At 73.1% G+C, this 23,278-nt stretch carries 25 protein-coding genes; 10 read left to right on the top strand and 15 right to left on the bottom strand.

Features of this window, described 5'->3' with window-relative positions; translation table 11 throughout:
- The first annotated feature begins 120 nt into the window (after positions 1–120).
- The 4 genes from hutH (at position 121) to IRX98_RS09895 (ending at position 5,126) form a co-directional block, all read left to right on the top strand.
- A complete protein-coding gene (hutH, locus tag IRX98_RS09880) occupies positions 121–1,668 on the top strand; it encodes a histidine ammonia-lyase (protein ID WP_224276268.1) in 1,548 nt (515 codons plus the stop codon).
- 71 nt (positions 1,669–1,739) lie between these two features.
- Positions 1,740–3,425 carry a urocanate hydratase gene (gene hutU, locus IRX98_RS09885; RefSeq protein ID WP_224276424.1) on the top strand — a complete coding sequence of 562 codons (1,686 nt, stop codon included), beginning with the start codon at positions 1,740–1,742 and terminating at the stop codon, positions 3,423–3,425.
- Positions 3,426–3,451: 26 nt separating this feature from the next.
- On the top strand, positions 3,452–4,066 hold the full coding sequence (locus tag IRX98_RS09890; protein ID WP_224276270.1) for a DinB family protein: 615 nt from the start codon (positions 3,452–3,454) through the stop codon (positions 4,064–4,066).
- A 31-nt stretch (positions 4,067–4,097) separates the two neighbouring features.
- Positions 4,098–5,126 (top strand): M48 family metallopeptidase, encoded by a 1,029-nt coding sequence (locus IRX98_RS09895; RefSeq protein ID WP_224276272.1) that lies wholly within the window; start codon positions 4,098–4,100, stop codon positions 5,124–5,126.
- A gap of 6 nt (positions 5,127–5,132) precedes the next feature.
- On the opposite strand, the gene IRX98_RS09900 is transcribed toward IRX98_RS09895, so the two are convergent.
- The gene (locus IRX98_RS09900; RefSeq protein WP_224276274.1) at positions 5,133–6,452 is read right to left on the bottom strand and encodes an MFS transporter; all 1,320 of its coding nucleotides are present in this window, start codon (positions 6,450–6,452) and stop codon (positions 5,133–5,135) included.
- Positions 6,453–6,675: 223 nt separating this feature from the next.
- On the opposite strand from IRX98_RS09900, the gene IRX98_RS09905 reads away from it, so the two are divergent.
- The gene (locus IRX98_RS09905; protein WP_224276276.1) at positions 6,676–7,254 is read left to right on the top strand and encodes a PAS domain-containing protein; all 579 of its coding nucleotides are present in this window, start codon (positions 6,676–6,678) and stop codon (positions 7,252–7,254) included.
- Positions 7,251–8,222, top strand: coding sequence for a methyl-accepting chemotaxis protein (locus IRX98_RS23445; RefSeq protein ID WP_224276278.1), 972 nt, complete (start codon positions 7,251–7,253; stop codon positions 8,220–8,222). The genes IRX98_RS09905 and IRX98_RS23445 overlap by 4 nt, the downstream gene beginning before the upstream one ends.
- A gap of 85 nt (positions 8,223–8,307) precedes the next feature.
- Here IRX98_RS23445 and IRX98_RS09915 read toward each other — a convergent pair whose 3' ends face one another.
- The 8 genes from IRX98_RS09915 to IRX98_RS09950 form a co-directional block, all read right to left on the bottom strand.
- Positions 8,308–8,451, bottom strand: coding sequence for a hypothetical protein (locus IRX98_RS09915; RefSeq protein ID WP_224276280.1), 144 nt, complete (start codon positions 8,449–8,451; stop codon positions 8,308–8,310).
- Between the two features lie 116 nt (positions 8,452–8,567).
- Positions 8,568–9,536 (bottom strand): hypothetical protein, encoded by a 969-nt coding sequence (locus tag IRX98_RS09920; protein ID WP_224276282.1) that lies wholly within the window; start codon positions 9,534–9,536, stop codon positions 8,568–8,570.
- Complete coding sequence (locus IRX98_RS09925) at positions 9,536–10,045, bottom strand: hypothetical protein (protein WP_224276284.1); 510 nt, start codon at positions 10,043–10,045, stop codon at positions 9,536–9,538. The genes IRX98_RS09920 and IRX98_RS09925 overlap by 1 nt, the downstream gene beginning before the upstream one ends.
- Positions 10,042–10,956, bottom strand: coding sequence for a hypothetical protein (locus IRX98_RS09930; RefSeq protein ID WP_224276286.1), 915 nt, complete (start codon positions 10,954–10,956; stop codon positions 10,042–10,044). Before IRX98_RS09930 ends, IRX98_RS09925 begins: the two co-directional genes overlap by 4 nt.
- Before the next feature lies 1 nt (position 10,957).
- Positions 10,958–11,281, bottom strand: a complete 324-nt coding sequence (locus IRX98_RS09935; protein ID WP_224276288.1) for a hypothetical protein — start codon at positions 11,279–11,281, stop codon at positions 10,958–10,960.
- An 88-nt stretch (positions 11,282–11,369) separates the two neighbouring features.
- Positions 11,370–12,236, bottom strand: a complete 867-nt coding sequence (locus IRX98_RS09940) for an HpcH/HpaI aldolase/citrate lyase family protein (protein ID WP_224276290.1) — start codon at positions 12,234–12,236, stop codon at positions 11,370–11,372.
- 1 nt (position 12,237) lies between these two features.
- A complete protein-coding gene (locus tag IRX98_RS09945; protein ID WP_224276292.1) occupies positions 12,238–13,320 on the bottom strand; it encodes an HpcH/HpaI aldolase/citrate lyase family protein in 1,083 nt (360 codons plus the stop codon).
- A gap of 48 nt (positions 13,321–13,368) precedes the next feature.
- Complete coding sequence (locus IRX98_RS09950) at positions 13,369–13,944, bottom strand: DnaJ family domain-containing protein (protein ID WP_224276294.1); 576 nt, start codon at positions 13,942–13,944, stop codon at positions 13,369–13,371.
- A gap of 177 nt (positions 13,945–14,121) precedes the next feature.
- Between IRX98_RS09950 and IRX98_RS09955 the strand changes: the two genes are divergently transcribed.
- Positions 14,122–15,351 carry a 4-alpha-glucanotransferase gene (locus tag IRX98_RS09955; RefSeq protein WP_224276297.1) on the top strand — a complete coding sequence of 410 codons (1,230 nt, stop codon included), beginning with the start codon at positions 14,122–14,124 and terminating at the stop codon, positions 15,349–15,351.
- Positions 15,352–15,377: 26 nt separating this feature from the next.
- Here the strand turns inward: IRX98_RS09955 and IRX98_RS09960 are convergent, their stop codons facing one another.
- Genes IRX98_RS09960 through IRX98_RS09980 form a run of 5 tightly spaced genes read right to left on the bottom strand, consistent with a single transcriptional unit; the run spans position 15,378 to position 19,549 of the window.
- On the bottom strand, positions 15,378–15,968 hold the full coding sequence (locus tag IRX98_RS09960) for a hypothetical protein (protein ID WP_224276299.1): 591 nt from the start codon (positions 15,966–15,968) through the stop codon (positions 15,378–15,380).
- Between the two features lie 15 nt (positions 15,969–15,983).
- Positions 15,984–16,316, bottom strand: coding sequence for a hypothetical protein (locus IRX98_RS09965; RefSeq protein WP_224276300.1), 333 nt, complete (start codon positions 16,314–16,316; stop codon positions 15,984–15,986).
- A 27-nt stretch (positions 16,317–16,343) separates the two neighbouring features.
- Complete coding sequence (locus tag IRX98_RS09970; protein WP_224276301.1) at positions 16,344–16,703, bottom strand: hypothetical protein; 360 nt, start codon at positions 16,701–16,703, stop codon at positions 16,344–16,346.
- A 45-nt stretch (positions 16,704–16,748) separates the two neighbouring features.
- Positions 16,749–18,203, bottom strand: a complete 1,455-nt coding sequence (locus IRX98_RS09975) for an MFS transporter (protein ID WP_224276302.1) — start codon at positions 18,201–18,203, stop codon at positions 16,749–16,751.
- Positions 18,200–19,549 carry a M20/M25/M40 family metallo-hydrolase gene (locus tag IRX98_RS09980; protein WP_224276303.1) on the bottom strand — a complete coding sequence of 450 codons (1,350 nt, stop codon included), beginning with the start codon at positions 19,547–19,549 and terminating at the stop codon, positions 18,200–18,202. Before IRX98_RS09980 ends, IRX98_RS09975 begins: the two co-directional genes overlap by 4 nt.
- 134 nt (positions 19,550–19,683) lie before the next feature.
- On the opposite strand from IRX98_RS09980, the gene IRX98_RS09985 reads away from it, so the two are divergent.
- The 3 genes from IRX98_RS09985 to IRX98_RS09995 all read left to right on the top strand — a co-directional run bounded on the left by IRX98_RS09985 (position 19,684) and on the right by IRX98_RS09995 (position 22,540).
- Complete coding sequence (locus IRX98_RS09985; protein ID WP_224276304.1) at positions 19,684–19,827, top strand: hypothetical protein; 144 nt, start codon at positions 19,684–19,686, stop codon at positions 19,825–19,827.
- A 92-nt stretch (positions 19,828–19,919) separates the two neighbouring features.
- Complete coding sequence (locus IRX98_RS09990) at positions 19,920–21,680, top strand: ABC transporter ATP-binding protein (RefSeq protein WP_224276305.1); 1,761 nt, start codon at positions 19,920–19,922, stop codon at positions 21,678–21,680.
- Positions 21,677–22,540: a serine/threonine-protein kinase gene (locus tag IRX98_RS09995; RefSeq protein WP_224276306.1), complete on the top strand. Its 864-nt coding sequence runs from the start codon at positions 21,677–21,679 to the stop codon at positions 22,538–22,540. The genes IRX98_RS09990 and IRX98_RS09995 overlap by 4 nt, the downstream gene beginning before the upstream one ends.
- On the opposite strand, the gene IRX98_RS10000 is transcribed toward IRX98_RS09995, so the two are convergent.
- Positions 22,487–23,083 (bottom strand): nitroreductase family protein, encoded by a 597-nt coding sequence (locus tag IRX98_RS10000; protein ID WP_224276307.1) that lies wholly within the window; start codon positions 23,081–23,083, stop codon positions 22,487–22,489. The two genes, IRX98_RS09995 and IRX98_RS10000, sit on opposite strands and share 54 nt — an antisense overlap.
- Between the last annotated feature and the right edge of the window lie 195 nt (positions 23,084–23,278).

Genomic DNA, 23,278 nt, shown 5'->3' on the forward strand with positions numbered 1-23,278 from the left:
CTCCCGACGCTAGACCTCGGCGAGCGCCCGCGCATCATCATTGATGGCAGTCTGGGATCCGAGACACCAGGACCCGGTGATGGCTGTTCACGACCTTTTGCCGGGAGTTTGATGAGGACCATGCAGAGCATCCAGGCCATCGGGGTCGGCGTCGGTCCCGTCTCCTTCGAGGACCTCGTGCGGGTCGCCCGCGACGGGGCCCCCGTCGAGCTCACCGGCGAGGCCCTCGCAGCGGTCGACCGCGCCCGCGACGTCGTCGAGGCACTGGCCGCCGGGGAGACGCCGACGTACGGCGTCAGCACAGGCTTCGGCGCGCTCGCCACCCGGCACATCCCGGCCGAGATGCGCGCCCAGCTCCAGCGCTCGCTCGTCCGCTCGCACGCCGCCGGCTCCGGCCCCGAGGTCGAGCGGGAGGTCGTCCGGGCGCTGATGCTGCTGCGCCTCTCGACGCTGGCGACGGGACGCACCGGCGTACGCCGTGAGACCGCGCAGCTGCTCGCGGCCCTGCTCACCCACGGCATCACGCCGGTGGTGCGGGAGTACGGCTCGCTGGGGTGCTCAGGCGATCTCGCGCCCCTGTCGCACTGCGCGCTGGCGCTGATGGGGGAGGGCGAGGTGCGCGACGCCTCCGGCACTCTCGTGCCGGCCGCCGAGGCCCTCGCCGCCGCGGGCCTCGCCCCGGTCGAGCTCGCCGCCAAGGAGGGCCTGGCCCTCATCAACGGCACCGACGGGATGCTCGGCATGCTGGTCATGGCGATCACCGACCTGCGGATGCTGCTGCGCACCGCCGACGTCGCGGCCGCGATGAGCGTCGAGGGCCAGCTCGGCACCGACCGGGTCTTCGCCCCGGAGCTGCAGGCGATCCGGCCGCACCCCGGCCAGGCCCTGTCCGCAGCCAACCTGACGGCACTGATGGCCGATTCGGCGATCGTCGCGTCGCACCGGACCGGCGACTGCAACCGGGTGCAGGACGCCTACTCCCTGCGCTGCTCCCCGCAGGTGCACGGCGCCGCGCGCGACACCGTCGAGCACGCTGCCACGGTCGCCGGTCGCGAGCTGGCCAGCGCGGTCGACAACCCGGTCGTGCTCGGCGACACCGTCGAGTCCAACGGCAACTTCCACGGCGCCCCGGTCGGCTACGTCCTCGACTTCCTCGCGATCGTCGCCGCCGACGTGGCCTCGATCAGCGAGCGACGTACGGACCGCTTCCTCGACCGGGCCCGCAGCCACGGCCTTCCACCCTTCCTGGCCGACGACCCCGGGGTCGACAGCGGCCACATGATCGCGCAGTACACCCAGGCCTCGATCGTCTCCGAGCTCAAGCGCCTCGCGGTGCCCGCGTCGGTGGACTCCATCCCCTCCAGCGCGATGCAGGAGGACCACGTCTCGATGGGCTGGAACGCCGCGCGTAAGCTGCGCCGCTCGGTCGACGGCCTCTCCCGCGTGGTCGCCGTCGAGGTGCTCACCGCCGCCCGGGCGCTCGACCTGCGCGCGCCCCTGACCCCCTCGCCCGCCACTGCAGCGGTCGTCGACCTCCTGCGGTCCTCGGGGATTCAGGGCCCGGGGCCCGACCGCCACCTCTCGCCCGAGATCGAGGCTGCCGTCTCGCTCGTCCAGTCCGGCGCGGTCCTCGCCGCTGCCGAGTCCGTGATCGGAGAACTGAAGTGAACGAAGGTCTCGATACATCCCGCTCGTCCCTCGCGGGACACTCGACCAACGAGGGGGGCGGCAACCCGCGCCTGCCCATCCACGCCGCCACCGGCACCGAGCTGACCGCGAAGTCGTGGCAGACCGAGGCGCCGCTGCGGATGCTGATGAACAACCTCGACCCAGACAACGCCGAGAACCCTGCGGACCTCGTCGTCTACGGCGGCACCGGCAAGGCGGCGCGCAGCTGGGAGGCGTACGACGCCATCGTCCGGTCGCTGCGCGACCTCGAGGACGACGAGACGCTGCTCGTGCAGTCCGGCAAGCCGGTCGGCATCATGCGCACCCACGCGTGGGCGCCGCGCGTGCTGATCGCCAACTCCAACCTCGTCGGCGACTGGGCCGACTGGGAGGAGTTCCGACGCCTCGAGGACCTCGGGCTCACGATGTACGGCCAGATGACCGCCGGGTCGTGGATCTACATCGGCACGCAGGGGATCCTCCAGGGCACCTTCGAGACCTTCGCCGCGATCGCGGAGCTGCGCTTCGGCGGGTCGCTGGCCGGCACCCTCACCGTGACCGCCGGTCTCGGCGGCATGGGCGGCGCGCAGCCGCTCGCGGTGACCATGAACGACGGCGTCGCGATCTGTGTCGAGTGCGACCAGCACCGCATCGACCGTCGCCTCGAGACGCGCTACCTCGACATCCAGGCCCGCGACCTCGACCACGCGATCGAGCTCGCGCTGGAGGCCCGCGACGAGCGTCGGGGCCTGTCGATCGGAGTGCTCGGCAACGCCGCCGAGGTGCTGCCCGAGCTGCTGGAGCGACACCTCGCCCGTGGCGAGGCGGGCGATGGCCCGCTGGTCGACATCGTCACCGACCAGACCTCCGCGCACGACCCGCTCTTCTACCTCCCCGCCGGGACGGCGTACGACGACTGGGAGCGCGAGCGCACCGAGGACCCACGCGGCTTCACCAAGCGCGCGCAGGAGTCGATGGCCACGCACGTGCGCGCGATGGTGGAGTTCCAGGACGCCGGCGCCGAGGTCTTCGACTACGGCAACTCGATCCGCGACGAGGCCCGCAAGGGTGGCTACGACCGGGCGTTCGAGTTCCCCGGCTTCGTCCCGGCCTACATCCGTCCGCTCTTCTGCGAGGGCAAGGGCCCGTTCCGCTGGGCGGCGCTCTCCGGCGACCCTGCCGACATCGCCGCCACCGACCGCGCGATCAAGGAGCTCTTCCCGGCGGAGGAGAAGCCGGAGTACGCCCGGCTGCACAAGTGGCTCGACATGGCCGCCGAGCGCGTGCAGTTCCAGGGCCTGCCGGCCCGGATCTGCTGGCTCGGCTACGGCGACCGCCACCGCGCGGGGCTGAAGTTCAACGAGATGGTCGCCAGCGGCGAGGTGAAGGCCCCGATCGTCATCGGCCGCGACCACCTCGACTGCGGCTCGGTAGCCTCGCCCTACCGCGAGACCGAGGCCATGCTCGACGGCTCCGACGCCATCGCCGACTGGGCGATCCTCAACGCGTTGGTCAACACCGCGTCCGGCGCGACCTGGGTGTCGTTCCACCATGGCGGCGGCGTCGGCATCGGCCGCTCCCTGCACGCCGGCCAGGTGACGGTCGCGGACGGCACGCCGCTGGCCGCGGAGAAGATCGAGCGGGTGCTCACCAACGACCCCGGCATGGGCGTGATCCGCCACGTCGATGCGGGCTACGACCGTGCCGCCGAGGTCGCGCACGAGCGCGGCGTACGGATCCCGATGTCCGAGGGCTGAGGAGCGGCGGTGGCAGGGTGTCGTCCATGGACGCCGACGCAGCCAAGGCCAACCTCCACACCTACCTCCAGCACGAGCGCGAGGCGGTGCTCGCCAAGCTCGACGGGCTCTCGGAGCACGACGTACGCCGACCCCTGACCGTCACGGGGACCAACCTCCTCGGCCTGGTGAAGCACCTCGCGACGTGGGAGGCGCGCTACCTCGGCGAGGTCTTCGGCCGCCCCTTCCCGGAGGCGCTGCCGCGGTGGGACGACGAGGCGGAGCAGTACGCCGACAGCTGGGTGACCGAGCACGAGTCGCGGGCCGACGTCGTCGACCGCTACCGCCGGGTCTGGGCGCACGGCGACGCGACCGTCGAGGCGCTCGACCTCGACAGCACCGGCCGCGTGGAGTGGTGGGGGGACGCCGAGGTGCCGCTCTTCAACGTCCTCACCCACCTGCTCGCCGAGACCAGCCGGCACGCCGGCCACGCCGACATCCTGCGCGAGGGGCTCGACGGGGCGGTCGGGACCGACGCGGAGGCGATGGCCGCCGACGGGCCCGACGCGGCGTTCTGGGCCCGGCGGCGCGAGGAGATCGAGGCCGCCGCACGTGCCGCGGATGTGGCCTCCCGGCCGAACCCAAGACTTTCGAACCGCTGACTTTCGTGCCGTCGTACGTCAGGATCCCTCCATGGCATCGGGGGAGAAGAAGCCGGCGCGCTCGCGCGTCGTGCTGACGGACATCAGCTCGCGGGCGTGGGAGCACCCCGCCGACAAGGGCGCACTGGTCGCGCTGCGCAAGCTCAAGGGCTTCGACGTGCTGCTCAAGACCATGTCGGGGGTCTTCCGGGAGCGGGCGTGGCGCCTGACGCTGCTCGGCTCCGCGGTGCGGGTCGACGAGCGGCAGTTCGCGCGGCTGCACCGGCTGCTGGCCGAGGTCGGCCGCAGCCTCGACGCCACGGACCTGCCCGAGATGTACGTCCAGGCCGACCCCACGCTGACCGCGATCACCGTCGGCATGGACCGCCCGATCATCGTGCTGTCCTCGGGCCTGGTGCACCACCTCGACGACGACGAGCTGCGCTTCGTCATCGGCCACGAGCTGGGCCACGCGATCAGCGGGCACGCGGTCTACCGCACGCTGCTGATGCGTCTGCTCGGCCTCGGCGGCCTGCTCAACGCCATCCCCGGCGGCGCCATCGGCATCCGCATGGTCACCGTCGGGCTGCTCGAGTGGTCGCGCAAGGCCGAGCTGTCGGCCGACCGCGCCGGACTGCTCGCCGCGCAGGACCCGACCGCGGCGCTGCGCACCCACATGAAGCTGGCCAGCGGCGGCACCCTCGACGAGCTCGACGTGACGTCGTTCCTCTCCCAGGGCGCGGAGTACGACGAGGGCGGTGACGTGCGCGAGTCGCTCATCAAGCTCTCGCTGCTGCAGCAGCAGACCCACCCGTTCGCGGTCGTGCGCGCCACCGAGCTGCGTCGCTGGATCGACACGGGGGCCTACACCGCGATCCTCGGCGGGGACTACGAGCGGCGCGTCGACGACGACTCGGCGTCGGTGAGCGTCGCCGCCCAGGAGGCGGCCGCGAGCTACTCCGCGGCCTTCGAGCGCACCCAGGACACCCTCGGCCGGCTCGTGCACGACCTCGCCGGCTGGATGGGCACCGCCAGCACGTGGATCAACGACCGCCTGCGCCGCGGCGACGCCAGCGCCTGAGGCCGCTCAGGGCGCCCGCGGCGCACCCTGCGGGGCCGGCTCGCCCGTGGCCGGGTCGGCGGTGGGGACCGGCTCGGCGGGCACGCCGTTGACGTGCGGTGCGATGAGCCGCTCGACCACCAGCGCAAGGACCGCGATCAGCCCGCAGCCCGCTACGAGCACCCCGACGTACGCCGCGGGCCAGCCGCGGTCGAGCACGAACCCGGCGAACAGCGGCCCGCCGATCGCGCCGGCCTGGAAGGCGCCGGCGTTGACCGCGTTGTAACAACCGCGCAGGTGGTCGGGCGCCATGTCGTTGGTGATGGCCGGGATGGTCGGCTGCATCATCGTCTCGCCCAGCGCGAAGAGCGCCATGAACGCCAGCACGCCGGCCGCGGCCACCGTCCCTGGCACCATCCCGGTGGCGCCGAGCGCGGCGTACGAGGCGACCCACAGCGCGCACATCGCCAGCATCACGCGCGTACGCCGGTGGCCGGCGATGCGGCGCAGCACGAGGAACTGCAGCCCCACGATCACGGCCGTGTTGACGGCGAACGAGAACCCGATGACCCGCGTCGAGACCTCGCCGACCTGCCGGGCGAAGGCGGGGAACCCGGCCTCGAGCTGGCCGTAGCCGACGAACACCGCCATGAACGTCAGCGCGGTCATCGCGACGACGCCCGGGTCGCGCAGGATCGCGCGGTAGGACCCGCTGCCGGCCTCGGCGTCGTCGGGGGCCACGTGGTGCCCCGTGACGTGGCGGAGCGGGCCGAGCAGCAGCGCGATGGGCACGAGCATGCTCACCGCGTCCGCGAGGAAGATCACCGTGAAGGTGTGCGGACGGGACACGTCGGCGTAGAGGCCGCCCACCACGCCGCCGAGCCCGATGCCGAGGTTGACCAACGCGAAGTTGATGCCGAAGTACTGCTGGCGCGCCTCGCCGGTCGTGACCGCGGCGATGAGGGAGTTGAAGGCGGGCCACGACATGCCGAAGTTGATGCCGAGGAAGACCATGGCGAGGGCCGCGACCGCCTCGGTGGTGGCGAATGCGAGCACCGCGCACCCCACGAGCTGGCACGTCGTGGAGAACAGCAGCACCCGCCGGGCCCCGACGCGGTCGGTGAGCGCGCCGCCCGGGCCGGTCACCGCGAGCGCGACGACGGCGATGAAGGCCATCAGGGCACCCGCGACGTCGAGCGAGAACCCCCGCACCTCGTGGAGGTAGATCACCGTGAACGGGAGCGTGAGCCCACGGCCGAGGGTCTGCACCGCGACGGTCGACAGCAGCCAGCGACCCTCGCGGGACAGCTGGGACCAGAACTGACGCAGGGTCACCGAGGAGCTCACGGCACGAGTGTCCCGCCCGGCACCGACGGTCCGCACGCGGGTTCCGGACACGACCGGCGGTGCGCCACGGTGCGAGCGGGGGCCGAAGGTCCCGCAGGGCGTGGGACCAAGGTCCCGTCGTGTCCCGACCTCGCGGCGTTGCCCTCACGCCGCGCGCGCACCGGCCGATCGTTGCCCGTAGCCGCCGGGAGTCGCCCGGTCGTCCACGGAGATGAGCGTGTCCATGCCGTCCTTGCCAGCCACCACCGGCGCCGTCGTCCCGGTCGCGCGCACCGTCCGCCCCACGGGCGTCGAGCGCTCGTTCGGACCCGATGACGTCATCGTCACCAAGACCGACCTCAAGGGGCGCATCACCTACGCGAACGACGTCTTCTGCCGCGTCTCGGCCATCGCGGAGCCCGACCTGCTGGGCCGCCCGCACAGCGTCATCCGCCACCCCGGGATGCCCAAGGCGGTCTTCCAGCTGCTGTGGGACACGATCCGCAGCCGCCAGGAGCTCTTCGCGTACGTCGTCAACCTCGCGGGCGACGGCGCGCACTACTGGGTGCTGGCGCACGTCACGCCGAGCATCGGCCCCGACGGGGAGGTCGTCGGCTACCACTCCAACCGCCGCCTCCCCTCCCCGCGGGCGGTCCGCGAGATCGAGCCGCTCTACCGCGACCTGGTGGCCGAGGAGCGGGGCCACGCCCGGTCGAGCGACGCGGCGCGCGCCGGGCGCGAGCTGCTGCAGCAGGTGCTGGCCGACCGCGGCACGACGTACGACCGGCTCGTCTGGTCCCTGGCGACCGGAGCGGCGGCGTGAGCCGCGTGCTCCGCCTGCGGCGCGAGCCCCAGCACGACGAGGCCGAGGTCTACCGCGAGGTCGTGGCGCAGTGGCTCGCGGTGTGCCGCGCCGCCGCCTCCGGAGACCTCGAGGCGCGGGCCATGGCGGTGCCGGGCAGCGAGCACCTGGCGGACGTCACGGCGCTCCGCTCGGCCCTGAACCTCCTCCTCGACCGCACCGACGCGTACGTCCGTGAGTCGGCCGCGTCGCTGGAGGCGGCCAGCGACGAGCGTTTCCACCGGCAGTTCCTGCTCAACGGGATGAGCAGCTCGTTCCGCACCGGCGCGGGGACGATCAACCGCGCCGGCGCGCACATGGCGGAGGCCCGGCGAGGCCTCGACGCCGCGGCGGGCGAGCGCCACCAGCTCGCCGACCGGCTCGAGGACACCGTGATGTCGGTCGCCGAGCAGGTGGCCGCGGCGTCCACCGAGCTGGGCGCCACCGCGGCCGGGCTGTCCGACTCCGCGCACCACGCCGTCGGCGAGGCCGACGCGGCCAGCACCACCGGTGCCCGGCTCACCGAGGCGGCGCAGGAGATCCAGGACGTGGTCCGGGTCATCTCCCAGATCGCGGCGCAGACCCAGCTGCTGGCCCTCAACGCGACCATCGAGGCCGCCCGGGCGGGCGACGCGGGGCGTGGGTTCGCCGTCGTCGCGACCGAGGTCAAGCAGCTGGCGGACACCACCGCCACCTCCGCCGAGCGCGTCGTCGCCCAGGTCCAGACGATGCAGGAGGTCGTCTCCGCGAGCACGGGTGCGATGGGCAGCGTCGGCGGCACGGTCCGCGAGATGTCGCCGATGGTCGACGCGGTGCGCACGGCGGTCGACGGTCAGGTGCGCGGCGACGCCGACGTGCTCGAGGCGCCGGCCCAGGGGCTGGCCCACCTGGCCGAGCTGCTGCGCGAGGAGGTCGGCACGTTCCTCGCGGTGATGCGCGAACGGGGGTGACGAGCCGCGGCGCGCACGTCGTCCGGACGCACACGGGCCCCGGACGCCAGAGGCGGCCGGGGCCCGGAGGCAGGGTGTGGTGTCCCTAGAAGACGCGTCGGCTCGAGCCGCCGATCGGGACGAAGTTGAGCACCAGGCCCACGACGATCAGGACGATGCCGATCGTGGTCAGGATGCTCTGGGGCAGGACGAGCCCGAGGATGAGCAGGATCAGTCCGAGGACAACCATGGTTTTGCCTCCTTCTAGTGCCACCCACCGTGGGCGGCCGGACCACTGTGCTCCGCCGGCGTCGGCTTGCAAAGTCGGGCCCACACCTGGGGGTGGGCCACGCCCGCGGCGACGCCTCAGTCGCCCACCACGGTCCCGCCGCCGGTGAGCGTCACCCGCCGGCCGTCGAGCGGGCCCCGGCCGACCCGGCTGCGCAGCTCGAACTCCGACTCGACCTCCCACGTCGCGCTGGGCTCGACGTCCGTCGCCTCGAGCCGGACGGAGAACGAGCCGGCGCCGCCGCGGCCCTCCTCGAAGGGTGCTCCGTCGACGTCCGTCCCGGCCACCTGCGCCGTCCCCTCGACGAACGTCGCCCGGTACTCCTCGCCCTCGTCGGTGACGGCGTCCAGGGTGAGTGCCTGATCGACCACGACGTGGGTCCTGCCCTCGTCGGCCCACCCCGCACCGGGGAGGTAGGGGAGCGTCCAGGTGCGTACGGAGCAGGAGAGGTCGAGGTCGGCCTGGGGCACCGAGCGCCAGCCCTGCGAGCAGTCCCGGTCCCCGCCGTCGGCCTCCGGGGCGTAGAGCTGCTCGGCGACGCCCGCGTCCCGGCTGCCGTCGAGGCCCAGCACCTGCTCGAGCCCGTCGTAGGTCGCGGAGACGCCGTCGACCGCAGCGGTCCCGTCGACGGCCACCACCCGGCTGCCGGTCGCCGGGGTGGCGGCGTCGGTGATCGTCGTCAGCGCAGTCGCGTCGTCGCCGGCCAGGATCGCGAGCTCGGTCTCGGCGTCGAAGCCGGTCACCCCGGTGGTCTGGTAGCGATCCAGCGACCACGAGACAGGGACGAGTGCGCCGCCGTCGGGGGCGGTGACCTCCCGCGACCCCGCGGCGATCTCCTGGACGGGCGACCCGACGGTCACGGTGATCGTGCCGCTCGGCACCCGCACCTCGACGGCCGTGCCCGTGACGCCAGCCGGTCCGGTGGCGGACTCACCGACCTCGAGGCTCGACGCGTCGTCGCCGCACGCCGTCAGCGCACCGACCAGCAGGACGCCGACGGCCCCCGCCGACCAGGCGTACGGGCGCCGCCCCGTCGTCGCGGCCATCAGTGTCCGGCCTGCTTGAGCTCGTACATCTGGGCGAACTGGTCGCGCAGCAGCGCGTTTCCGGCCTCTTCCAGACCGCGCTCGACCGCACCGCGGTCGCCTGCGCTCCACAGGTCGGGGTCGAGGGTGACGACGAAGCGGCGCAGCCCGACCGCGGTGATCGACACCCGCCCGTCGGCCGAGGCGCCCTCCACGACGAGCGAGTCGCGCTTGTCGACGAACGTCTGGAGGTGCGGGTTGCGACTGCCGTCGATCGGGGTCGTGACGTGCCCGGTCACCATCTCGCGGTGGCGGTTGTAGGTCTGGGTGCGCTGCACGAGCGCCAACCGGAACGTGCGGGTGAGCTGGTCGGTGAAGTCGGTGAGGGTGGTGCGGTGAAACCACGCGTCGTCGAAGCTGAACCGGACGTCCCGGTCGCCCTGCATGGTGAGGTGGACGCAGCCGTTGGGCGAGGTGGCGCGTACGACCACCTCGTTCCAGCTCTCCCGGAACAGCTCGTGCCGACTCACCCCTCTCCTCCCCACGTGCCGAGGCCCTCGTAGGCGCCGATGTGGTCGCGGTGCACGGTCGTGAGCGTGGGCGGCGGCTGGCAGAACTCCGACCAGGCGCCGTCGATGACGCCGTTGTTGGTGTCGAGCTGCTCGGCGATCTTCTGCTCGGCGTCGCGGACGGCCGTCCTGACCTTGGACACGCCGTCCATGAGGTCGGCGAGGACGTCGCGTGGGCAGCAGGTGGCGAACTTCTGCGAGTCGGTCTGGGCGCCTGCGTAGAGGTCCATGCCGGTGCTCGCGACGGTGACCCCGGCGCCGACGGCGGTGAGGATGGACAGCGAGGCGCCCGCAGTCGGGACCGCCGCGGCCACGGCCACGACGGCGCCGACCACCTTGAGCGTGGTGGTGATGTCGCCGGCGCCGGTGTCGAACTGGTCGTCCGCCGCCTCGAGCGCCTCGTAGGCGGCCTCACCGAGGTTCTTCAGGTCGTCGAGCGCCGCCGTCCAGATCGCGGCCTCGGCGTGCAGCAGCTGACGCAGCACGCTGACCGCGGCGAACTGGTTGCTGATGCCGGTCTTCCAGCTCTGCGACCAGGTGAAGAACCCGTCGGACGCCTGCCCGGTCCAGTCGTCGAGCTCGATGCCGGCGGTCGAGACCATGTCGAGCACGGAGTTCCCGTTGGCGGTCACCGGCTGGCCGGAGTCGTCGCTCGTGCTGGTGTCGAAGCCGCCGGGAGCGAGCTTCTTCAGCGTCTCCAGCAGCGCGGTGGTGTAGTCGCCGAAGTCTGCCGGGTCCGGCACGTCGGTGAAGTCGTTGAAGCACGAGCCGAACTGCGACGGGTCCTCGGGAAAGCCGGAGCCCCACGACCCGGAGTCGTAGCGGGCCATCAGCTGGTCCTGGAGGGTGGCGAGGTCCTGTGGTGTGGTCACGTCAGTCCACCCGCGCCTTCTCGCGCTCGTAGGCGTCGCGCGCCGCCTGGTCGGTGAGCTGGTAGTCCTCGGCCGCCCAGACCAGCGCGGTGCCGCAGTCGCGGATCGCGTCCTCGGAGTCGCGCAGCGCCTTGCGGATGCTGCCGCGCAGCTCCTCGAACCGGGCGCTGACGTCCACCCCGACCCCCGAGGACCTCGAGAGGAGCCCGCTGAGCGAGCTCTCGACGCCGCCCCGGGCACCGGCGAGCGTGTCGGCCACCTCCGGCATCCGCTTGGCGCCAGCGCGCCAGACCCGCCCCACCTCGACTCCCAGAGCCTCGCTCATGGTTCGTCCTCCCCACTCGTGTCCACAACGTCGTCGTGCCTCGTTCTACCCGGTCGGTGGGGTCGCAAACGCGTCTGAGCCCAGTGCGTCAGGAGCCGAGCGCGACGATCGCCTCGTGGATCTCGAGGGTCCGCCGCGCCGACTCGACGTGCAGGTTCTCCACCATGCGGCCGTTGTACGTGACCACGCCGGCCCCGCGGCCGTCCTCCCAGGCGGCGACGAGACCGCGCGCGTCCTCGACCGCCTGCGCGCTCGGCGCGTACGCGGTGTTGGCCCCCTCGACCTGGCCCGGGTGGATGAGGGTCTTGCCGTCGAAGCCCATCTGGCGGCCCTGCTCGCACTCGGCGAGGAACCCCGCGGTGTCCTTGACGTCGTTGTAGACGCCGTCGATCACGGCGATGCCGGCCGCGCGACCGGCGAGGAGGGCGGTGTGCAGGCTGGGCAGGATAGGTGCGCGACCCGGCACGTGCTCGGCGTACAGCTCCTTGACGAGGTCGTTGGTGCCGAGCACGAAGGCGCCGAGGCGCTCGGACGCGCGGGCGATCGCGAGGGCGTCGAGGATCGCGCCGGGCGTCTCGACCATCGCCCACAGCTTCGTGTGGTCCGGGGCGCCGGCCGCCTCCATCGCGGCGACGAGCTGCTGGACCTCGGCGGCGCTGCCGACCTTGGGCACGACGATCGCGGCCGGTCCGGCCTGGCTCGCGGCGACGATGTCGTCGTCGTGCCACTGGGTGCCGATGCCGTTGACGCGGATGGTGACCGTACGCCGGCCGTAGTCCCCGCTCGCGGCCGCTGCAGCTGCGGCGTCACGGGCGGCGGGCTTGGCGTCGGGGGCGACGGCGTCCTCGAGGTCGAGGATCAGGCCGTCGCACGCGATCGACTTCGCCTTCTCCAGCGCCCGCTCGTTGGAGCCGGGCATGTAGAGCACGGAGCGGAGGGGGGTGAAGTCACTCATCTCAGGCCTCCAGCTCGATGGCGTCGTACTGCTTCTTCAGCTCGGGGTCGATCGCGGCGAGCTCGTCGGCGAGCGCGACCATGACCTGGCACTGCTTGACCGACGCGTCGTCCTCCATCTTGCCGTCGATCATCACCGCACCGGTGCCGTCACCCATCGCGGCGATGACGCGGCGGGCGTGGGTGACGTCCTCGACGCTGGGGGAGAAGACCTTGTTGGCGACGGCGATCTGCACCGGGTGGAGCGACCACGCGCCGACGCAGCCGAGCAGGAAGGCGTTGCGGAACTGGTCCTCGCACGCCTGCACGTCCTTGATGTCACCGAACGGCCCGTAGTAGGGGTAGATCCCGTGCATCGCGCAGGCATCGACCATGCGGGCGATCGTGTAGTGCCACAGGTCCTGCTGGTACGTCGTCCGCTCGGCGTCGTACTGCGGCACGCCGAGGTCGTCGCGCGTCGGGTCCTGGCGCACGAGGTAGCCGGGGTGGCCGCCACCGACGCGGGTGGTCTTCATCCGGCGGTCCGCAGCCAGGTCGGCGGGACCGAGGGACAGGCCCTGCATGCGCGGGCTGGCGCCGCAGATCTCCTCGACGTTGGCCACGCCGCGCGCGGTCTCGAGGATCGCGTGGACGAGGATCGGCCGGTCGAGACCGGCCTTCGCCTCGAGCTGGGCGAGCAGGCGGTCGACGTAGTGGATGTCCTCGGCGCCCTGCACCTTCGGCACCATGATCACGTCGAGCTTGTCGCCGACCTCGGTCACCAGGGTGACGAGGTCGTCGAGGCCCCACGGGCTGTCGAGGGAGTTGACCCGGGTCCAGAGCTGGGTGGGACCGAAGTCGGTCGCCCTCGCGATGTCGACGAGGCCCTGGCGCGACTTCTCCTTGTTCTCGGCCTTGACCGCGTCCTCGAGGTTGCCGAGCAGCACGTCGACGGAGCCGACCATGTCGGGCACCTTGGCGGCCATCTTCTCGTTGCCGGGGTCGAAGAAGTGGATCGCGCGGCTCGGCCGGGCGGGGATCTCGCGCAACGGGGCGGGAGCACCGACGGCGAGCGGGGCGAAGAAGTCCTTGGCGGGGCGGGTCATGGAGCGCAAACTACCGGTGCGTAGCCGTCCGCGGATATGACATGTCTCTCAGCGAGCCCGCCGCCACCACCGCCGCTTCGTCGGCTCGGGCGGGGCGGCTGCGCGCGCCGCACGCTGGGCCTCGATGCGTGCCGTACGCCGTTCGCGCCACGCCTCGACCTCGGCGTCCACGTCGCGCTGGCGAGTGATGACCGGGGGCCCGGACGGACCGACGGGCGGGGTGTAGAGCGCGCGACGCACGTGGGAGTTGAACTCCTCGACCTCGCGCCGCACCTCGGACTCGACGTTGATGCGGTCGAGCCGGCCGTCGAGCTCGGCGTCCTCCTTGCGGATCGCCAGCGCCGGCGGCAGGAGGGCGATCTGCTCGCGCTCGACGAGCTTCTTGACCCACCAGTCCGGGTCGTGCTCGACGCCGAGGTCCTCGATCGGCTTGCCGGCCCCGGGCAGGTCGTCGAAGTCCCCGCGCTCCATCGCCACGCGCAGCTGCTGCTCGACCCAGCTCGACTGGTGGGCGATGCGTGCCGCGGCAGCGGAGCGACCGGTGCGCTCGTCGCGCCCTCTGTCAGGACGGGCGGCCGTCGCGCCCGCCACGTCGAACTGGTCGTCCCGGTCCTCCTCCGGCATGGGTCCATCGTACGGGCCCCTGGATTTCCGCTCGCTGGAGTGGAAGTCCATCGGGGTCTGAGCGTGCGGGGTCCCTCCGGGGCCTGCACTTCCACGCGCTGGAGTGGAAGTGCAGCCGCCCGTTGTCCGGGCCGACCGAGGCCGGAGGGTGTCCCACCGTCGTGGCAGGCTGGGTGCATGGCGATCCCCGGCATCCCCGAGCGCGCCGCGGGCGTGCAGCTCCACGTGACCTCCCTCCCTGGCGGTCGCCTCGGCGAGCCGGCACGCGACTTCGTGCGGTGGCTCGCCGCCGCCGGCCAGTCGGTCTGGCAGGTGCTGCCGCTGAGCGTCCCCGACGCACACGGGTCTCCCTACGCCTCGCCCTCGGCCTTCGCGGCCTGGCCCGGCCTGCTCGAGGACCCCGGTGCGCCGGTCAACGATGCCGAGGTGCGCGCGTTCGTCGACGAGCACGACTACTGGACCGGGTCGTGGGCGGCCCACGGCGGCGACCTCGCCGACCAGGTGCGCTTCGAGCGGGAGTGGGGCGCACTGCGGTCCTTCGCTGCCGACCACGGCGTCCGGGTGATGGGCGACGTCCCTATCTACGTCGCGTCGGGGAGCGCCGACGCAGCGACCTGGCCCGAGCTCTTCCGCGACGACGCCGTCGCCGGCGTCCCGCCCGACGCGTTCACCGACACCGGCCAGCTGTGGGGGAACCCGCTGTACGACTGGGCAGCCATGGCGGCTGACGGCTACCGCTGGTGGGTGGAGAGGCTGCGTCGCAGCCTCTCGCTCTACGACCTGGTCCGGGTCGACCACTTCCGGGGGTTCGCGGCCTACTGGGCCGTGCCGACCGACCACGTGACCGCGGAGAACGGGCGCTGGGAGACCGGACCCGGGCGGGCGGTCTTCGACGCCGCGACCGCGGAGCTCGGCCCGCTCCCGGTCGTCGCCGAGGACCTCGGGGTCATCGACGCCCCGGTGGAGGAGCTGCGCGACGCCTTCGGGTTCCCCGGGATGGCCGTGCTGCAGTTCGCCTTCGACCCCGAGGGCGAGGACCGCTCCCACGAGCCGGAGAGCCTGCACCTCGACCAGGTTGTCTACACCGGCACCCACGACAACGACACCGTCGTCGGCTGGTGGGACAGCCTGTCCGCACAGCGACGGGGCGAGGCGGAGCGCGCCTGGCGTGCGGCTGGCATCGCCGCGGTCGACCCGGCGTGGGCGATGATCCGGCTCGCGCACGCGGCTCCCTGCCGGCTGGCCATGGTGCAGGCCCAGGACGTGCTCTCCCTCGGCGCCGAGGCCCGCATGAACACCCCCGGCTCAGCGGCCACCTGGTCGTGGCGGCTCGAGCCGGGCGTGCTCACCGACGACCTGGCGCGGCGCCTGCGCGAGGTGAGTGAGGAGTCCGGTCGCGCGAGCTGAGGTCCGGGCACGGGTGCGGGCGGCGCCTACTGGAACGACACGAACCGTACGTCGGGCAGTGCCCGCCGCACCTGCTTCGGACGCATGCGCGGGACGTCCTCGTCGTAGAAGACCTTGAAGCCCATCGTGAACTTCCGCGGCACCGCGACGTTGCGGTAGGTCGCGAGCTTGTCGGCCGGGCTGCCGAAGCCGTCGACGTGCTGCACCATCGCCAGGCCCTCGCGCCGGCGCACCTTGCGGATGTCGGGGACCATGCCGTCGGTGAACTGGTGGATGACGAAGAGCTTCTCCGGCAGCCCGTTGTCGCGGGTCAGCCGCGCGAGCCAGCCGGCGGTGCGGTTGATCTCCCGCGCGGAGACCGACCCGATCGTCTGCCCCGGGAACTCACCCGGCCCCACCCGCCACTCGGGGTCGAGGGCCAGTCCGACCCACGGGTCCTCGAGCGCCCACTCCCAGCGCTTGGCGGTGGCGAGGAAGTCGGTGCGACCGGGCTGGAGGTCGAGCAGCAGGAGCACGCCGTGGCGGCGGGCGGCGTCGATGTAGGACTGCACCCGGCTGTGCAGGACGTCATGGGCGTGGTCGCCGTCGGTGCCGGGGAAGTCCGCGCCGTCAGCCACCGTGACGATGAGCTCCTAGACGGGCTGGAGGCGCTCGCCGCGCTGGAGGAAGGGCTTGCCGGCGCGCACGATCCGGCGGAAGGCGCGGTCCGGGTCGGTCTCCCCGAGGACGCCGAGCACACCGGTGCCTGCGGTGCCGTAGTAGGCGGTGAGGAAGCGCTTCTTGCCGAACACCGTCCGTCCACCGCCAGGCAGCCGGGTGGGCGCACGCTCCGCGGCCCGGTCGTCCGTCGCGACCGCGACGGTGGGCGTACGGTCCGCGGCCAGGGCCGGCGGTCCGGCGAGCAGCGGAAGGGTGAGCAGTGCCGTCGTGAGCGCGGCCAGGCGCGCCCGATTCCCCCGAGTCATGGCGATGAACCTAGTGCACCCGGCCGCTCAGGGAGTGTCGAGCGTGACCGCCAGCAGCAGTGCTGAACCCACGACGGCCAGCCTACCGAGCACGCCGGTGGCGCGGGCCACCGGTCGGACGAGCGGGTCGTCCGAACCCAGCGCCCCCGCGGCCAGCCCGAGCGCGACCAGCGCCATCACGAGCGGGCTCGCGGCGATGCCCGTGAAGTAGAGCCGGTCGCTGTCGGCCTGGTTGAACAGCTTCATCCCCAGCCACTGGAACGCGGAGGCGTAGAGCCCGCCCCCGAGCAGCGCCGTCAGGGCGAGACCGAAGCCGGTGAACGCCCGGAACCTGCCGGCCTCGTCCGTCGTCGTCCCCGCCCCGGTCGTGCCAACTGTCTCGTCCATGGTCGCCCCCGCTCCCGACCGGGTCCGTCCCGGCCAGGGACGAGGCTAGTGGCCGCCGACGGGTGCGTCGCTGAAGGCGTGCTTCGGTGCGGCCAGCAGCGCGAGCGCCGCGAGGAAGGCTGCGCCGGCACAGACCGCCCACACGGCGAGGTAGCCGCTGAAGGGCGCCACCTCCTCGGCGGTCGCGTCGAGCGAGCCGGTCGCGGTGAGGGCGATGGCGAAGACCGCCGAGGCGATCGCGCCGCCGACGGTCTTGGTGCCGTTCGTCATGCCGGTCGCGATGCCGGTGCGCTCGGGGGGTGCGGCGGCGGCCGCCGCGGCGGGCAGGGCCGCGACCAGCGCGCCCGACCCGAGGCCGGCGATGCCCATGTTGACGAGCGCCTGCCACGTCTCGGTGTTGAAGGGCAGCCACAGCAGGTAGCCCAGCCCGACGAGGCAGCACGCGACGACCAGCGCACGGCGTACGCCGCCCAGCAGCCGGGTCGTCAGAGGCAGGGTGAACGCGCCGATCGCCAGCGTGACGACGTAGAGCCCGATCAGGGTGGAGATGAAGGCGGGCTCCGCGCCGAGGCCGTAGCCGCGCTCGACGGGGTCGGCCTGGGCGTAGGTCGACAGGGGGATCTGCCCGCCGAGGACCGGGATGCCGAAGAGGAAGGCGGTCACCTGCACCGGCCACTGGGCCGGGCTCGAGAGCAGACGTACGTCGACGATCGGCTCGGGGTGTTGCAGCTCGAAGCGCCAGAAGGCCGCGAAGACCACGGTGGAGAGCGCGATCGTCGACCAGCCGAGGAGCGAGCCCGCGCCGTCCAGGCGCAGCCAGACCAGGCCGCCCATCAGCACGCCGAGGGCGACGGTGACGAGCGCCAGGCCGGTCCAGTCGATGCCGCCGGTGTCGTCGCCGGGCGCCTGCTCGACGCCGACGAGGATCACGAAGAAGACCGCGGTCACGACGATCGCGGGCATGGCGAGCAGGACGTTCATGTCGAGCGACTCGACGAGCACGCCGCTGGTGACCGCTCCGATGATGACGGCGAGCTCGAGCGCCCCGACCAGGATCGCCGCGCCGCGCCGGGTCAGCAGCTGCTGGCGGCCCGAGTCGCGCGTGCGGCGGTGGATGATCGCGATCTCCAGCGGCAGCCACACGACGTACGCGCCCTGGATCGCCCAGCCGATGAGGAAGGTGGTGAAGTCCGGGGCGAAGGCCAGCCACCACGAGCCGAGGGCGGTCACGGCGGTCGAGACGAGCAGCACGGTTTTGTGCCCGACGAGGTCGCCGAGCCGCGCCAGGAGCGGGATGCACAGCGCGCTGACGATCAGCTGCGCCGCCTCGAACCAGTTGATGTCGCCCTCGCTGATCGAGAGGTGCTCGGCGATCTGCGGGTAGATCGGCGTGTAGTAGCCCTGCAGGATCCCGCTGGCGACCTCGACGAGGACGAGGAAGCCGACGATGGCCGCCAAGCCCCTCGCGGCGGTCTGGGCCGGGGGCCGGGTGGTGGTCATGACGGGAGCCTCTCGATCAGCAGGGCGTACCAGCGGACGCCGTCGAGCAGGTCGGCCACGCCGAGGTGCTCGTCGTAGGAGTGGATGGCCTCGCGCTGCGCCTTGGTCATCCGAAAGGGGGCGAAGCGGTAGACGTGCTGGCTGATCGCGGTGAAGTGGCGTGAGTCGGTGGCCGCCATCATCACGTAGGGCGTCGCGACCGCGTCGGGGAAGACCGCGCCGATGCAGTCCTCCAGCAGCTCGAACGGCTCGTCCATCGGCGACACCGGCGAGGGCTCGCCGGACTCGACGAGCTCGATGCGGATCGAGTCGTCGGCGACGGCCTTCCGGACGTGCTCGACCACCCCGGCCACGGTGTCGCCCACCATCACGCGGATGTTGAGCCCGGCGCGGGCCGTGGAAGCGATGACGTTGAGTGCGGGCGACCCGCTGAGGGTGGTGGTCGCGACCGTCGTACGCGTCATGGCGGCGGCCTCGGGACCGGCGGCGAGGAGCGCTCGGGTGACGACCGGCGCCATCCGGTCCGCGCGGGACAGGAGCGGTCGCAGCGGGAGCGGGACGTGCGGCGCCAGTCGGCGCATGAGCTCGAGGGTGGGCGCCGGTGCGGAGGCGGGGAAGGGTGACTTCTCGACCCGCAGGATCGCCCGCGCGATGCGGGCCGTCGGACCGTTCGGAGCGGGCGTCGAGGCGTGCCCGCCGCGGCCCTCGGCGACCAGCTCGAGCGAGGTGGTGCCCTTCTCGGTCACGCCGATCACCCCGAGTGGCGCCTTCACGCCCGGGAACGCGCCGCCGGCGATCGCGCCGCCCTCGTCGAGCACCAGCCACGGCGTCACGCCGCGCTCGCGCAGCACGCCGACCGCCTCGATCGCCGCGGTGCCACTGACCTCCTCGTCGCAGCCGAAGGACAGCCAGACGTCCTGGGCCGGGACGTGACCGGCCTCGAGCAGCTGCTCCACGGCCGTGCAGATGCCGACGACGCAGCCCTTGTCGTCGAGGGTGCCGCGACCCCAGATCGCAGGTCCGACGGGGGAGTCGTGCACCTCGCCGCCGAAGGGCTCGTGCTGCCAGGGAGCGTCCGGGTCGACGGGTACGACGTCGAGGTGGGCCATCAGCACGACCGGTCGCTCGGTGCTCGCGCCGGCCCAGTGCGCGAGCAGGCCGTGGGTGCCGACGCGAATCACCTCGAGCCGCTCGTGGAGCAGCGGGAACTGGCGGGCGAGCTCGGCCAGGAGCCGCTCGAAGGCGTCGGCGTCGACGCGAGCATGGTCGCGGTCGCTGACGGTCGGGATGCGGACGAGGGCCTGCAGGGCGCCCACCGCACGTGTCTCGGTAGGCAGAGCGGTCATGGGGGTGACCGTAGCGCCGCCGCCGGCTCCATGAGGGCGCTCTCACCGTCACCTCACGGTCGTGTCATGCACGGCGCCCAGAGTCTTCCTCGTCAGCCGGGACACCCCGGGTACCGAAACCGAAGGAGGCCACCATGGCCCGCTCCGGAATCCTCACCGCCCTCGCACCGGCCGTCCAGGCCCGTCGCGGCGGCTCCGACTCGAGCAACGACGGGCGTCGCCGCCGCCGGCGTCGTCGCCGCCGCAACCGCAGCCGCAGCTGGTCGCGCTCGAGCTGAACCCACGCACCACCACGACGGGTGGGCGGCCCGACCCCCGGGGCCGCCTGCCCGTCCCGCTCGTTCCCGACCACACCACCGCAGGAGCACCGATGTCCGTACGCAGTCGCCTCGCCGCGGCCCTGCGCGCCGCCCCCGAGCAGTCGGCCCTCGTCGACGTGGCGGCGTCGCTGCGCCTCGTCGACATCGCCCGGATGTTCTGGCCGCGGCTGCGACCCCTGCGCGGGTGGCTGGTCCTCGGGGTGCTCCTGCTGGCGGCCGCGCCGGCCATCTCGGTGGCCGAGGCGCTGCTCTACCAGCGCTTGGTCGACGACGTGCTGGTCCCGGCGGCCTTCGAGCCGCTCCTGCTGCTGGCACTGCTCTACATCGGCCTCAACCTGCTGAGCGGGTTGGTCTCGGGTGCCGACGACTACCTCGCGACCTACGTCTCGCAGCGCTTCCTCGTCGACCTGCGCCGCGACGTCTTCTCCCACGTCCTCTCGCTGCCGGCGGCGACCCACGACCGCCGCCGCCTCGGCGACACCCTCACGCGCCTCACCACCGACGTCGCCGCCGTCGAGCGCTTCATGGTCACCCACGTCAGCGAGGGCCTCGGCGCGCTCGTGCGGCTGGTCGTGTTCGCCGGCGCGCTGCTGTGGATGCAGTGGCAGCTCGCGCTCGCCTCGCTGGTTGTCGGGCCGCTCTTCTGGTGGATCTCCACCCGCTTCGCCCGCCTGACCCGCGACGTCTCGCGCGAGCGCCGTCGGCGCGGGGGCTCGCTCGGCAGCGTCACGGAGGAGGCGCTCGCCAACGCCTCGCTGGTGCAGTCCTACGGCCGCGAGGACCGCGCGGTCGAGACGTACGACGGCCACAACCGCGCGATCGCCGGCGCCGAGCTCGCCGCCAGCCGCATCCGTGCGGTCTTCCTGCCGCTGGTCGACCTCGCCGAGCTGGTCGGCATGCTGCTGGTGGTGACGATGGGCGTCTGGGCCCTGGCGACCGACCGGCTCACCCTCGGCGGGCTCCTCGCCTTCCTGGCGCTGCTGCTGCAGTGCTTCGGCCCGGTCCGCACGCTGGCCGACCTCGTGCCGGCGCTCTACTCGGCCAGCGCCGGGGTGGAGCGCGTGGTCGAGCTCCTCGACGAGCCCGTCGGCGGTGACCGTCCGGGCGCCACGCCTCTGCCCGCCGGCCGCGGCGCGGTGTCGGTGCGCGGTGTCTCGCTGACCTACCCCGGCACCAGCCGGCCTGCGCTGCACGAGGTCTCCCTCGACGTCGCCGCGGGCGAGGTCGTCGCACTGGTCGGCCCCAGCGGGTCCGGCAAGACGTCGCTGGCCCGGCTGCTCACGCGCCAGCTCGTCGCCGACGCCGGCGTGGTGGCCCTCGACGGCCACGACGTCGCCGACCACACCGCCGCCTCCGTGCGCGACGCCGTCACGGTCGTGCACCAGGAGCAGCTGATGCTGGACGCCAGCGTCCACGACAACCTCGTCCTCGCGCGCCCCGACGCCTCCCGCGCCGAGGTCCGCGCGGCCGCCCGCGCGGCCGACGCGCACGACTTCGTCGAGGCCCTGCCGGGCGGCTACGAGAGCCGCATCGGGCAGCGCGGCCGCAGCCTGTCCGGCGGGCAGCGCCAGCGGCTCGCCATCGCCCGTGCGCTGCTGCGCCCCGGACGCGTGCTCGTGCTCGACGAGCCCACCACGGGCCTCGACGCGGAGGCGTCGCGCCGGCTGATGGCCGCGCTCACGCAGGGAGAGCGGGACCGCACGATCATCGTGCTCACCCACGACCCGGTGGTGCTCGAGCACGTCGACCGGGTGGTCTCCCTCGAGGCCCCGCTCCGGACCGGGGAGCGGCTCCGGGCGGTGGCGACGTGAGCGCCCGCGCCACCCGACGTACGCCGACGGGCGACCTGCCGCAGGGCTACCGTCCCCTCGCCCTGCTGGCCGACGGCCGGCGGCTCGAGACGTGGGACGCCTGGGACGAAGCACGCGGCACCCGCTGCGTGGTCAAGCTGCTGCGTGCCGACCGGCGCGACGACCCGCGGGTGCGGCAGGCGGTGCTGCTCGAGGGGCACCTGGCCACCACGCTCGCCCACCCGCACCTGGTCCGCGGCTACGACGTCCTCGACGACCCGCCGACCGTCGTGCTGGAGACGCTGCGCGGCGCCACGCTCTCGGCGCTGGTGGAGGAGGAGCCGCTCGGGCTCGCCGACGTCGCGGAGCTCGGCTGCCAGCTCGCGTCGGTCCTGGGCTACCTCCACCGCCACGACTGGCTCCACCTCGACCTCAAGCCGGACAACGTGGTCGTCGACCACGGGAAGGCGGTGCTCATCGACCTCAGCCTGGCCGGGCGGCCGGGCGAGGGCCGGCCGGGTGCGGGGACGCGCGGCTACCTCGCGCCCGAGCAGGCACGGGGCCGCGGGCTGTCGGCGGCGACCGACGTCTGGGGTCTCGGCATGACCCTCGTCGAGGCGCTCGCGCGCACTGCGCCGTACGGCGACGAGGCCACGTGGGACTCCCGCCGGCGCTGGCCCCTGGTCCACCGCCGCGCGCCCGTCGCGCCGGCGGGCCTCGATGCGGTGCCCGAGGAGGTGCGCGACCTGCTGGCGGCGTGCCTCAGCCTCGACCCCGCTGAGCGGCCCCTGCTCGCGCAGGTGCGCGAGGCGCTCGAGCCGCTGCGCTCACCACCGGCCGCGGTGGACGACGTCGTCACGCCGCTCCCGTCGCGCCGGTGATCCGCTCGCGCCGGTGTCGGCGAGGCGGTGCCCGACGGTGATCGCGCCGACCGGCGCGTGGTGGTCGGGGATGCCGAACGCCGCGCGGAAGGAGTCGACGTGCTCGCCGGGAATGCCGAAGAAGCACGCGCCCAGGCCCTCGTCGACGGCCGTCTGGAGGACGAGCAGCGCCGCCATCCCGGTGTCGACCCACCAGTACGGCACCGCCCACCGGCCCTCGCTCCGGTCGGTCCATCCCTTGTCGGGCTCGGCGTAGCGCTCGAGGTAGGCCTCCTTGCTGGCCAGCGGGACGATCACGACCGGTGCGGTCCGCATCCCGTCGAGCCAGGCGTTGTGCGTCTCCGGTTCGGCGCCGGTGGACTCCCAGAAGCGGGCGACGTCGTCGGCGGTGTCGAGCACCAGGAAGGCCCAGCCCTGGCTGAAACCGGCGTTGGGCGCGCGCTGGGCGTGCGCGAGCATCCGGTCGACGACCTCCGGGTCCACCGGGGCGTCGGAGTAGCGGCGCACCATGCGGCGACGGCGTACGACCTCGCGGAAGTCCATGGGGGCAGGTTGCCACGCCCCTGCTTCTCGCTGGTCGCACTCCCGCTGTAACGCCGGGTTGGTGCTTGTACCCACCTGGATATATCCGGGTGGGTACAGCTCCTAACCCGGCGTTACAGCACCGGGCCAGGCGCGCGGATCGTCTCGGATCCGAGACGAACCCCCGCGGCCCCGCGTTGACCCCGGTCGGCGTTG

This window comes from Nocardioides lacusdianchii (assembly GCF_020102855.1).
Lineage (GTDB): Bacteria > Actinomycetota > Actinomycetes > Propionibacteriales > Nocardioidaceae > Nocardioides > Nocardioides lacusdianchii.

Excerpts from the sequence above, each read along its gene's own strand:
- hutH (WP_224276268.1), top strand. The coding sequence starts at position 121 with ATGCAGAGCATCCAGGCCATCGGGGTCGGCGTCGGTCCCGTCTCCTTC.
- IRX98_RS09890 (WP_224276270.1), top strand. The coding sequence starts at position 3,452 with ATGGACGCCGACGCAGCCAAGGCCAACCTCCACACCTACCTCCAGCAC.
- IRX98_RS09895 (WP_224276272.1), top strand. The coding sequence starts at position 4,098 with ATGGCATCGGGGGAGAAGAAGCCGGCGCGCTCGCGCGTCGTGCTGACG.
- IRX98_RS09905 (WP_224276276.1), top strand. The coding sequence starts at position 6,676 with ATGCCGTCCTTGCCAGCCACCACCGGCGCCGTCGTCCCGGTCGCGCGC.
- IRX98_RS09915 (WP_224276280.1), bottom strand. The coding sequence starts at position 8,451 with ATGGTTGTCCTCGGACTGATCCTGCTCATCCTCGGGCTCGTCCTGCCC.
- IRX98_RS09920 (WP_224276282.1), bottom strand. The coding sequence starts at position 9,536 with ATGGCCGCGACGACGGGGCGGCGCCCGTACGCCTGGTCGGCGGGGGCC.
- IRX98_RS09935 (WP_224276288.1), bottom strand. The coding sequence starts at position 11,281 with ATGAGCGAGGCTCTGGGAGTCGAGGTGGGGCGGGTCTGGCGCGCTGGC.
- IRX98_RS09940 (WP_224276290.1), bottom strand. The coding sequence starts at position 12,236 with ATGAGTGACTTCACCCCCCTCCGCTCCGTGCTCTACATGCCCGGCTCC.
- IRX98_RS09945 (WP_224276292.1), bottom strand. The coding sequence starts at position 13,320 with ATGACCCGCCCCGCCAAGGACTTCTTCGCCCCGCTCGCCGTCGGTGCT.
- IRX98_RS09950 (WP_224276294.1), bottom strand. The coding sequence starts at position 13,944 with ATGCCGGAGGAGGACCGGGACGACCAGTTCGACGTGGCGGGCGCGACG.
- IRX98_RS09955 (WP_224276297.1), top strand. The coding sequence starts at position 14,122 with ATGGCGATCCCCGGCATCCCCGAGCGCGCCGCGGGCGTGCAGCTCCAC.
- IRX98_RS09965 (WP_224276300.1), bottom strand. The coding sequence starts at position 16,316 with ATGACTCGGGGGAATCGGGCGCGCCTGGCCGCGCTCACGACGGCACTG.
- IRX98_RS09970 (WP_224276301.1), bottom strand. The coding sequence starts at position 16,703 with ATGGACGAGACAGTTGGCACGACCGGGGCGGGGACGACGACGGACGAG.
- IRX98_RS09975 (WP_224276302.1), bottom strand. The coding sequence starts at position 18,203 with ATGACCACCACCCGGCCCCCGGCCCAGACCGCCGCGAGGGGCTTGGCG.
- IRX98_RS09980 (WP_224276303.1), bottom strand. The coding sequence starts at position 19,549 with ATGACCGCTCTGCCTACCGAGACACGTGCGGTGGGCGCCCTGCAGGCC.
- IRX98_RS09985 (WP_224276304.1), top strand. The coding sequence starts at position 19,684 with ATGGCCCGCTCCGGAATCCTCACCGCCCTCGCACCGGCCGTCCAGGCC.
- IRX98_RS09990 (WP_224276305.1), top strand. The coding sequence starts at position 19,920 with ATGTCCGTACGCAGTCGCCTCGCCGCGGCCCTGCGCGCCGCCCCCGAG.
- IRX98_RS10000 (WP_224276307.1), bottom strand. The coding sequence starts at position 23,083 with ATGGACTTCCGCGAGGTCGTACGCCGTCGCCGCATGGTGCGCCGCTAC.